The 9,088-nt window shown below is 75.2% G+C and carries 11 protein-coding genes; 4 read left to right on the top strand and 7 right to left on the bottom strand.

The genetic code is table 11. The annotated features are described in order from the left end of the window. Positions 1 to 161 precede the first annotated feature (161 nt). From QWY28_RS11300 to QWY28_RS11290, 3 genes are all read right to left on the bottom strand, one after another. Complete coding sequence (locus tag QWY28_RS11300) at positions 162 to 488, bottom strand: STAS domain-containing protein (RefSeq protein WP_300952643.1); 327 nt, start codon at positions 486 to 488, stop codon at positions 162 to 164. 68 nt (positions 489 to 556) lie between these two features. Continuing rightward, complete coding sequence (locus QWY28_RS11295) at positions 557 to 952, bottom strand: hypothetical protein (protein WP_300952642.1); 396 nt, start codon at positions 950 to 952, stop codon at positions 557 to 559. Between the two features lie 58 nt (positions 953 to 1,010). After that, positions 1,011 to 2,696, bottom strand: a complete 1,686-nt coding sequence (locus QWY28_RS11290) for a DUF885 domain-containing protein (protein ID WP_300952641.1) — start codon at positions 2,694 to 2,696, stop codon at positions 1,011 to 1,013. Between the two features lie 45 nt (positions 2,697 to 2,741). On the opposite strand from QWY28_RS11290, the gene QWY28_RS11285 reads away from it, so the two are divergent. The 3 genes from QWY28_RS11285 (at position 2,742) to QWY28_RS11275 (ending at position 5,111) form a co-directional block, all read left to right on the top strand. Further along, a complete protein-coding gene (locus QWY28_RS11285; RefSeq protein WP_300952640.1) occupies positions 2,742 to 3,350 on the top strand; it encodes a GDSL-type esterase/lipase family protein in 609 nt (202 codons plus the stop codon). Then, complete coding sequence (locus tag QWY28_RS11280; protein ID WP_300952639.1) at positions 3,347 to 4,138, top strand: SDR family oxidoreductase; 792 nt, start codon at positions 3,347 to 3,349, stop codon at positions 4,136 to 4,138. The genes QWY28_RS11285 and QWY28_RS11280 overlap by 4 nt, the downstream gene beginning before the upstream one ends. A 127-nt stretch (positions 4,139 to 4,265) precedes the next feature. Beyond that, positions 4,266 to 5,111 (top strand): DUF2382 domain-containing protein, encoded by an 846-nt coding sequence (locus tag QWY28_RS11275; RefSeq protein WP_300952638.1) that lies wholly within the window; start codon positions 4,266 to 4,268, stop codon positions 5,109 to 5,111. Positions 5,112 to 5,337: 226 nt separating this feature from the next. On the opposite strand, the gene QWY28_RS11270 is transcribed toward QWY28_RS11275, so the two are convergent. From QWY28_RS11270 to QWY28_RS11255, 4 genes are all read right to left on the bottom strand, one after another. Further along, on the bottom strand, positions 5,338 to 5,493 hold the full coding sequence (locus QWY28_RS11270; RefSeq protein ID WP_300952637.1) for a hypothetical protein: 156 nt from the start codon (positions 5,491 to 5,493) through the stop codon (positions 5,338 to 5,340). Between the two features lie 63 nt (positions 5,494 to 5,556). Continuing rightward, a complete protein-coding gene (locus QWY28_RS11265; protein WP_300952636.1) occupies positions 5,557 to 6,039 on the bottom strand; it encodes a YsnF/AvaK domain-containing protein in 483 nt (160 codons plus the stop codon). After that, entirely contained in the window at positions 6,036 to 6,692 is a 657-nt protein-coding gene (locus QWY28_RS11260; protein WP_300952635.1) for a hypothetical protein, read from the bottom strand. The genes QWY28_RS11265 and QWY28_RS11260 overlap by 4 nt, the downstream gene beginning before the upstream one ends. An 87-nt stretch (positions 6,693 to 6,779) precedes the next feature. Further along, positions 6,780 to 8,708 (bottom strand): PAS domain S-box protein, encoded by a 1,929-nt coding sequence (locus tag QWY28_RS11255; RefSeq protein WP_300952634.1) that lies wholly within the window; start codon positions 8,706 to 8,708, stop codon positions 6,780 to 6,782. A gap of 115 nt (positions 8,709 to 8,823) precedes the next feature. On the opposite strand from QWY28_RS11255, the gene QWY28_RS11250 reads away from it, so the two are divergent. Continuing rightward, positions 8,824 to 9,036 carry a hypothetical protein gene (locus QWY28_RS11250; RefSeq protein WP_300952633.1) on the top strand — a complete coding sequence of 71 codons (213 nt, stop codon included), beginning with the start codon at positions 8,824 to 8,826 and terminating at the stop codon, positions 9,034 to 9,036. Positions 9,037 to 9,088 lie beyond the last annotated feature (52 nt).

Raw genomic sequence — 9,088 nt, 5'->3', positions numbered from 1 at the left:
CGGACGAATCCGAAGCAGAAGGCCCGACAGGAACGAGCGACGGTCAACCCGGGGCCGGAAGCCCGACCAGACCGGCCTTGCTCCCCGCCGCTCCCTGGCGACAGAGAAAACATTAGGCGACTCCGTGGTGAAGTGCCAAATCGGGGTGGTCCCTCCCCGGATCAGGCCGTCGGACGGCCTCGGAGCTCGGCGTCGTGCTCGATCCCCATCAGCCCGAAGACCCGCGCCGCGAGCGTCCCGTCGGCGGCCACGAGGGTCAGCAGGCCGCCCGAGCGGAGGGCCGCACCCTGGGCGGCGACGAGCGCGCCGATGCCGGCGCTCGGGAGGAAGTCGACCTCGTCGACGTCCACCCAGACGACCCCGCCACGGTGGGCGGCGACGAAGTCGGCCAGCCGCTCCTGCAGGACCGCGACGATGTCCTCGTCCACGCTGCCGGCGACGCGCAGCACGTCTCCTTGTGCCTTGAAGGTGAGCGTGCGTCCGTCCACGGCAGGCAGCGTAGGAGGGAGCGGGCGTTCGTGCACGGAACGTCCGCGAACACGCATGGACCAGAGGGTCAGGCGGAGTCCCGCTCGACGCCCCGCTCGTGCCGGACCGGCAGGCGTGGGACGCCGCCGAGGCGGACGGTGTGGCGGACGCGGTCGGCGTGCCGGCCGAGCGCCGTCCACAGCGCCTGGTGCGCCGACCACGGGAGCGGCTCGTCGCCGTCGTACCAGCTCTGGCCGAAGGAGACCCAGACCGGCGTCCAGTCCCGGGCGCAGTCCCAGGTCCCGCGCCGCGCCTCCACGAGCCGGCGCCGGACCTGGAAGGCGAGGCGGGGGCCGTCGCCGGCGATCGGTGCGGTGGCCAGGGGCCAGACCCACAGGTCGAGCGCCATCAGGTCCAGCTCGAGCTCGGGCAGCACGGCCGGGTCGACCAGGACGGTCGCCACGTTCTCGTGGGGGCGCCTCATGCCGGGACGCTAACCGCCGCACCCGCCCCGCGTCATCCACCCCAGCAGGTGGGTCGGCTCAGAGGCGGGCGAGCGCCTGCTTGAGCGGGTCGAGGCCGAGCGAGCCCAGGTCGAGCGCGGCCCGGTGGAACGCCCTGAGGTCGAACGCGGCGCCGGCGCGGGCCTGGGCCTCCTCGCGGGCCTCGAGCCAGATCCGCTCGCCGACCTTGTACGACGGCGCCTGGCCCGGCCACCCGAGGTAGCGCTTGACCTCGAACCGGATCGTCGGGTCGTCCATCCGCGAGTGCCGGCGCATGAAGGCGAGCCCGAGGTCGGGCGTCCACCGCTCGCCGGGGTGGAACCCGAACGGGTTGTCGCGAGGGATCTCCAGCTCCAGGTGCATCCCGATGTCCACGACGACCCGGGCGGCGCGGAAGCCCTGGGCGTCGAGCATGCCGAGCCGGTCCGCCGGGTCGGCCAGGTGGCCGAGGTCGTCCATCAGCCGCTCGGCGTACAGCGCCCAGCCCTCGCCGTGGCCACTGACCCAGCACATCAGCCGCTGCCAGCGGTTGAGCAGCTCCGAGCGGTACGCCGTCTGCCCGACCTGGAGGTGGTGGCCGGGCACGCCCTCGTGGAAGACCGTGGTGACCTCCTTCCACGGCGCGAAGTCCTCGATGCCGTCGGGGACCGACCACCACATCCGCCCCGGGCGGGCGAAGTCCTCGGACGGACCGGTGTAGTAGATGCCGCCGTCGTTGGTGGGGGCGAGCATGCACTCGATGCGCCGCACCGGCTCGGGGACGTCGAAGTGCACGCCGTCGAGCTCGGCGATGGTGCGGTCGGCCAGCTCCTGCATCCAGTCCCGGAAGGCCTCGCGGCCGTGGATGGTCCGCGCCGGGTCCGCCTCGAGCGCGGCCACGGCCTCGTCCACCGAGCCGCCCGGCAGGATCCGGTCGGCGGTCCGCGCCATGTCCTCGGTGATCCGGTGCAGCTCCGCCCAGCCCCACAGGTAGGTGCTCTCGAGGTCGACCTCGGCACCGAGGAAGTAGCGCGAGGCCAGGGCGTAGGCCTCGCGCCCGACCGCGTCGCGCTCCCGGCCGCGCGGGGCCATCTCGTCCTCGAGGAAAAGCCCGGTGTCGGCGAGCGCCCGGGTCGCGGCGGCGGCGTGCTGCTCCAGCTGCGCCTGCAGCGCACCGGACCGGCCGCTGCGGGCGACGAGCGCGGAGAAGACGTCGCCGCCGGCCCCCTGCTGGCCGGTCCACCCGCGCACCTGCTCGGCGACCTCGACGTACTGCCGCACGGCGGACACGTGCCCGCGCGCCGCTTCCTCGGCCAGCGTGACCCGGTAGCCCTCGAGCACCGCCGGGACCGCCGCGAGGCGGGCGTCGACCGCCTCCCAGCCCTCGGTCGAGCCGGTGTCCATCAGGTCGAAGACCTGCCGCAGGTCGTGGAGGCCGCTGGCGATCACCGAGACCTCGGACCGGACGACACCCGCGTCGTAGCGGTCGACCTCGAGGCCGAGCCGCTCGCGGAAGGCGTCGCGCGCCACGGCCTCGCGCGCGTCGACCGGCGTCGCGGCGGTGACCTCGGCCAGCGCGCGGCGGGTGAGCTCCTCCCGCGCGTCGTACCCCTCCGGGGAGAGGTCGGTGAGCCGGTGCTCGTGCCCGGCGACGCCGAGGTACGTCGCCGAGACCGGGTCGAGCGCCGCGAGCTGCTCGACGTACCGGTCGGAGGCGGCGTCGACGGGGCGGTCGGTGCTGGTCACGGAGGCCACCCTAGGCCGACGGCTCGCGGCGGGTACCGCGCCCGCATGGGGCTCTCGCTGGTGCTGCTCGGTGACTCGATCGCGTGGGGACAGGGCGCGGCGGCGCCCGGTGAGCGGCTGGCGCCGCGCCTGGTGGCCGGCCTGGCGGCGGCCGGCGCGGACGCGCGCGCCGACGTGGTCGCGGTGCCCGGGGCGCGCAGCGCCCACCTCGCGCGCCAGGTGGACCGGGCGGCCGTTCTCCACCCGGACCTGGCCGTCGTCGTCATCGGTGCCAACGACCTCACCCACCGCGTGCCCGCCGAGCGCGCCGCGGCCGACCTCGGCCGGGCCGTGCGCCGGCTGCGGGAGGCCGGCGCGGAGGTCGTCGTGGCCGCCGCACCCGACCTGAGCGCGGTGCCGCACGTGCCCGAGCCGCTGCGGGCGCTGGTGCGCGCCGCCAGCGAGGACCTGCGCTCGCGCCAGGAGGACGCCGTGCGCGCCGCCGGCGGTCGGGTGGCCGACCCCGAGCACCGCGGGTCCGACGCCTTCGCGGACGACCCCGGCCTGTTCTCCGCCGACCGGTTCCACCCCTCCTCGGCCGGCTACGCGGTCATCGCCGCGGCGCTCCTGCCGGAGGTCCTGCGGGCCGCGGGGCTGGGTACCGACGCCGCATGACCCACCACCCCCGCCTCGCCATCGTCACCGGTGCCGACTCCGGCATCGGCCGCGCCACCGCCGAGCTCCTCGCCACCGAGGGGTACGACGTCGGGCTCACCTGCCACCAGGACACCGAGGGCGCCCGGGAGACCGCCGCCGCGATCGAGCAGCGCGGCCAGCGCGCCTTCGTCGAGCCCTTCGACGCCTCCGACGCCGACGCCGGCGCCGTGGTCGACCGCCTCGTCGCGCAGCTCGGCGGCCTCGGCGTGCTCGTCAACGTCGCCGGCACCGGCCACAGCAGCCGCGTCCTCGACACCGACCTCGAGACCTGGCGCCACGTGCTGGCGACCGACCTCGACGGGCCGTTCCTCACCTGCCGGGCGGCCGCGCGGCACATGGTCGAGGGCGGTCACCCCGGCCGGATCGTCAACGTCACGAGCGTCCACGAGCACCTGCCCCGGCTCGGCGCGGCGGCGTACTGCGCCGCCAAGGCGGGCCTCGGCGCCCTCACCGAGGTGCTCGCCCTCGAGCTGGGCGAGCACGGCATCACCGTCAACTCCGTGGCCCCCGGCGAGATCTCGACGGAGATGACCGGGATGGACACCGAGGACGCCTACCACGAGGAGCGTCCGGGCAACCCGCTCGGCCGGCCCGGCCACGTCAACGAGGTCGCCTCGGTGATCGCGTTCCTGGCCTCGCCGCGGGCGGCGTACGTCACCGGCAGCAGCTACGTCGTCGACGGCGGCCTGTCGCTGATGGCCGCCCACGGGCACGACGGCGCGGGGTCGGACTGGCGCCGCACCTGAGCGCTCGTGACGGGCCTCACCCGGCGGGATGGTCTTGTGTTCTTTGCCGTCCCGCCGGGGATGCGCGGGGCCCGAGCCGGAGACGGGAGGGACGGCAACCATCCCCTTCGGAAGGACGCACTCCCCCATGATCACCGAGACCCAGGCCCGCGACGTCGTCGGATCGACCGTCTACGGAACCGACGGCGAGAAGATCGGCAAGGTCGGTCAGCTCTTCCTGGACGACCAGACCGGTCGCCCGGAGTTCGTGACCGTCAACACCGGTCTCTTCGGGCTCAAGGAGACCTTCGTCCCGGTCTCCGAGGCCGAGTTCAACGGCACCGAGCTCCGCGTGCCCTACACCAAGGACACCGTCAAGGACGCCCCCAACGTCGACCTCGACGCCGGCCACCTCGACCAGGCCGAGGAGGACCGCCTCTACGCCCACTACGGCATGGGCGGTGGCGTGGCGAGCACCTACGGTGACGCCGGCACGTCGTACGACACCGCGGGCACCACCGACGACGCGGGCGTGCTCGGCGTCGCCGGGACCACCGGGACGGCTGGCACCGCTGGCACCGCCCCCGCGGGCCACGACACGTCGGGCCCGAACACCGACGACGCGATGACGCGCTCCGAGGAGCACCTCGAGGTCGGCACGACCACGCAGGAGGCGGGCCGCGCCCGCCTGCGCAAGTACGTCACCACCGAGACCGAGACGCGCACCGTGCCGGTCGCCAAGGAGCGGGCGGTCGTCGAGACCGAGCCGGTCACCGGCGGCAACGTCGACCAGGCGCTCGACGGCCCGGCCATCTCCGAGGAGGAGCACGAGGTCGTCCTCCACGAGGAGCGTGCGGTCGTCGACAAGACCGCCGAGCCGGTCGAGCGGGTGCGCCTCGGCACCGAGACGGTCGTCGGTGAGGAGACCGTCACCGAGGACGTGCGCAAGGAGCACATCGAGGTCGAGGGCGAGGCGGACGACCGCCGGCTCTGACCCCCGGACCGCCTGAGCTCGGTCCCGCACGACGACGCGGACGCCCGCACCCGGACCCGGGTGCGGGCGTCCGCGCGTCCCGGAGAGGTACGTCGCCAGGTCGGCCGACCGGGTCGGAACAGCCGGGCGGACCAGCCGGGCGGACCAGCCGGGTCGGGCCAGCCGGGGCAGATCAGCCGGGGCAGACCAGCCGGGCGGACCCACTCGGGTGGCTGAGCCGGTCGGATCAGCTGGTGGGGGCCGCGGGCTCGGACGGCAGCTCGGCGGCCAACCGGTGCAGGACGTACCCGCACTCGGGGTCGGCGACCTCCACGCGCAGCGCATGACCGCCTCCGGTCACCGGGGCGATCCGGGCCAGGCAGGTGCAACGGACGAGCGCCATGGCGCGAGGGTAGGCGCGCGCGGTGGCTCCGCGTGGCAGGACGCGGAAGGTGTGAGCAGGCGCTCAGGCGCCCGCGGTCGGGCGGCGGTCCTCGACCTCGACGTCGTCGTCGCCCTCGACCGTGACGTGCTCGCGGCGCAGCTCGGTGCGCAGCGTGTGCTCGTCGACGACCGTGTGCTTGCGGACGATGACGCGCTCGCGGACGACGAGCTTCTTGGTGACGACGAGGACCTCCTCGAAGACCGGGATCGAGACCGACCCGTCCTCGAGCGTCTCGACCTCGCCGCTGTCGCCCTCGAGCGCGGGGACGCGCTCGGAGGTGTCGGCGTGCTCGACGCCGCGGCTGACCGGCTCCTCGACCACGTGCGTCTCGACGTGCTTGCGGACCCGGACCCGGCCGGCTTCGTGGAGCTCGGTGCCGACGTCGGCGCGCTCCTCGCGGCGGACGACGGCCGTCTCGTCGGGGACCGGCGTGCGGGGGTCCAGGGGGTCCAGGGCGTCGATCGGCTCCGTGCGGTCGCCGGGCTCGTCGGGACGGTGGCTCATCGGTGCTCCTCCGCGGTGATGCCGCCCGGGTGCGTGCGCACCTTGCGGCGGGTCCTGACCACCTCGACGTCGGTGCCGGCGCGGTGCCGGTCCGCGAGCCGGCCGCCGAGCCACCCGCCGAGGAGCATGAGCAGCAGCGCGACGACTCCCGTCGCGACCGCGGCGGCGCCCAGCGCGTCGGAGCCGAACCAGTCCGGCAGCCCCACCCGCTGGCGCACGTCCGCCTCGTCGCCGGCGAGGGCGGCCAGGGCGGCGAGCGCCGCGGCCAGCACGACCAGCCAGACGACGGCGAGCAGCCCGTGCAGCCCGCCGCGCGCACCCGCCATCCGACCGGCGACGAAGCCGCCGACGAGGCAGGCGAGCAGCAGGACCACGAGGCCCGCGACGAGGCCGCCGATGCCGAGGTCCTGGCCGTCGACGCCGCGCTGGAAGCCGATCGTGCCGAGGGTGCCGACCAGGCTGGAGAGCAGGAGCAGCGTGCCGAGGGCGGCGAGCGCGCCGCCGAGGGTGGCCGGGACGTCGAGGCGTCGGCGGTGGGAGGCACCGACGACGTCGTCCTCGGCCGCGCGCAGGACGACCTGCTCGTCGGCCGGCCGCGGGATCGAGGGACGGTCGGGGTGCGCGCCCGGGACGGGCGGGTGCGGGTCGTTCATGGCGCTCCTGACGCTCGCTGGCGTCCGCGCGGTAGCCGGGCGTGTCGGCGCGCATACGGCGTCGACGGCAAAGAACGTCCGAGCCGGTCAGGCGCCCCGCTCGCGGGGCAGCCGGAGGACGAAGCTCTGGTCCTCGACCTGGTACGTCGCCTCGCCGCCGTGCGCCTGGGCGAGCGCGCGCACGATGTAGAGGCCCAGCCCGGTGCCGCCCGTGGTGGTGCCGAACCGCTCGAAGAGCCGCCCGCGGAGGTCGGCCGCGACGCCCGGCCCGGAGTCGCGGACCGACACGACGACGGCATCGCCCTCGGCGCGGGCGGCGACGGCGACCGGCGGGCGGCCGTGGGTGAGCGCGTTGACGACGAGGTTGTCGACCATCTGCGCGAGCCGGCCGGGGTCGGCGCGCACGACCAGCCCCTCCTCGACGTCGAGCACGATCTCCGCACCCGGGCGACTGCTGCGCGCGGAGGTGACCACCGCCCGGAGCTGGTCGTCGACCGGGACCGGCTCCACCCTCAGGCCCAGGCTGCGGGCGTCCGCGCGGGAGGCGGTCAACAGGTCGTCGAGGAGCCGGCGCAGCTGGTCGGCGGTGCGCCGCATGCCCTCGGCGAAGTCGGTCCGCTCGACGGGCGTCAGCTCGTCGTGGTGCCGCGCGAGCGTCTCCGCCGTCGCGGCCAGCACGCCGACCGGCGAGCGCAGCTCGTGGGCCGTGACCGCGAGGAACTCCGCCTGCTCGGCGGCCGACCGGCGCAGCCGCTCGTTGGCCTGCTGCTGCAGCTCGAGGATCCGGCGCCGCTCGGTGGAGTCGCGGGTGACCTTGGCGAAGCCGACCAGCACGCCGTCGGCGTCGTGGACGGCGGTGATGGTGACGTGCGCCCAGAAGCGGGTGCCGTCCTTGCGCAGCCGCCACCCCTCCTCCTCGTAGCGGCCCTCGCGGCGGGCGATCGCCAGCTCGTGCTCGGGATGCCGCTCGGACTGCTTGTCGACGGGGTAGAAGATCCGGAAGTGCCGCCCGACGATGTCGTCGGAGCTGTAGCCCTTGAGCCGCTGGGCGCCGGCGTTCCAGCTGGCGACGTGGCCGTCGGGGTCGAGCATGAAGATCGCGTAGTCCTGCACCGCCTCGACCAGCAGGCGGAAGCGCTGCTCGGTCTCGTGCAGCTCGGCCTCGGCGGCGCGCTGCTCGGTGACGTCCTGGGCCTGCAGCAGGAAGTACAGCGGGCGGTCCTGCGCGTCGAGCACCGCCGACAGGGTCGCGGCGAACCGCCGCGCCGGCTCGTCGGCCAGGCCGTGCTCGAGCTGCACCGCACCGCCGCCCTCGCGGAGGGCCTGGAGGCCCTCGAGCACCGGGGTGGCGTCGAGCGCGAGGTCGGCGTAGGCGGTGCCGATGAGCGCGTCGGCGTCGTCGCCGAGCAGCCCCACGAGGTGGCGGTTGGCCCGGACGATCCGGCCGTCGAGCGTCATGGTCGCCATGCCGATGGCGGCGTCGTCGAAGATCTCGCGGAAGCGCTCGAGGTGCTCGGCCAGCACCGGGTCGAGATCCAGGTCCGCCTTGGCGCGACGGCCGCCCGCAGCACCCGCGCCACCGTCCGCACCGGTCGCGCCGCCGTCGTCGCGCCCCGCGTGGGCCGGCGGGGCACCGCCGCCCGGCGGCGCGGCGATGGCGACCAGCCGGTCGACGAGCTCGTCGAGGGGCACCGACTTCTCGACGAACTCGGTCGCCCCGAGCCGCCGGGTGTGGTCGGCCAGGCCGGAGCGGTCGAAGCCGCTGAACATCACGACCCGGGTGGTCGGGGAGGCGTCGAGCACGAGCGGCAGCGCGGCGAGCCCGTCGCGGCCGGGCATCGAGACGTCGAGCAGCATCAGGGCCGGGCGGTGCGCGCGGGCGAGCTCGACGGCGTCGTACCCGTCCGCGCCCTCGCCCACGACCTCCAGTCGACCGGACAGACGCAGCTGGGTCTTCACCAGGAGGCGGACCTCGGGCGCGTCGTCGACCACGACGATGGTCGGACTCTCGGGCATGGGCGGAACCTACTGCACGCCTCGGCGGGTGCAGCCGGACGGAGGGTGGGCGCCCGGACACATCCCCCGCGGCCCGCGCGGGTACCGGAGGCGTCCCCGGAGCAAGGAGCGACCCGTGCGTGGACTCATCGGACTGCTGCTGGTCGTCTGGCTGGTGATCGGAGCGGCCGCCGCGTGGCAGCGCGGCTACTTCGGCGACGACCAGGAGGTCAGCTGCAGCAGCTTCGGCGACACCGCCCTGACGATCGTCGCCGGCCCGCTCAACTACGTCGGCGCCAACCCGAAGGTCGACTGCGAGGTGCCGGAGGTGCCCGAACCCTCCCGGTGACCTGCCCCGAGACCTGCACCGTGACCTGCCCCGTGGGGCGCCGGCCCGGGTC

It is taken from the genome of Nocardioides oceani (genome assembly GCF_030412965.1).
In the GTDB taxonomy this organism is placed as follows: Bacteria; Actinomycetota; Actinomycetes; order Propionibacteriales; family Nocardioidaceae; genus Nocardioides; species Nocardioides oceani.
This window is presented reverse-complemented; position numbering and strand designations above follow the sequence as displayed.

Bases quoted from the DNA above. Each gene is read 5' to 3' on its own strand.
- QWY28_RS11295 (WP_300952642.1), bottom strand. From the start codon at position 952: ATGAGGCGCCCCCACGAGAACGTGGCGACCGTCCTGGTCGACCCGGCC.
- QWY28_RS11285 (WP_300952640.1), top strand. From the start codon at position 2,742: ATGGGGCTCTCGCTGGTGCTGCTCGGTGACTCGATCGCGTGGGGACAG.
- QWY28_RS11280 (WP_300952639.1), top strand. From the start codon at position 3,347: ATGACCCACCACCCCCGCCTCGCCATCGTCACCGGTGCCGACTCCGGC.
- QWY28_RS11275 (WP_300952638.1), top strand. From the start codon at position 4,266: ATGATCACCGAGACCCAGGCCCGCGACGTCGTCGGATCGACCGTCTAC.
- QWY28_RS11270 (WP_300952637.1), bottom strand. From the start codon at position 5,493: ATGGCGCTCGTCCGTTGCACCTGCCTGGCCCGGATCGCCCCGGTGACC.
- QWY28_RS11265 (WP_300952636.1), bottom strand. From the start codon at position 6,039: ATGAGCCACCGTCCCGACGAGCCCGGCGACCGCACGGAGCCGATCGAC.
- QWY28_RS11260 (WP_300952635.1), bottom strand. From the start codon at position 6,692: ATGAACGACCCGCACCCGCCCGTCCCGGGCGCGCACCCCGACCGTCCC.
- QWY28_RS11255 (WP_300952634.1), bottom strand. From the start codon at position 8,708: ATGCCCGAGAGTCCGACCATCGTCGTGGTCGACGACGCGCCCGAGGTC.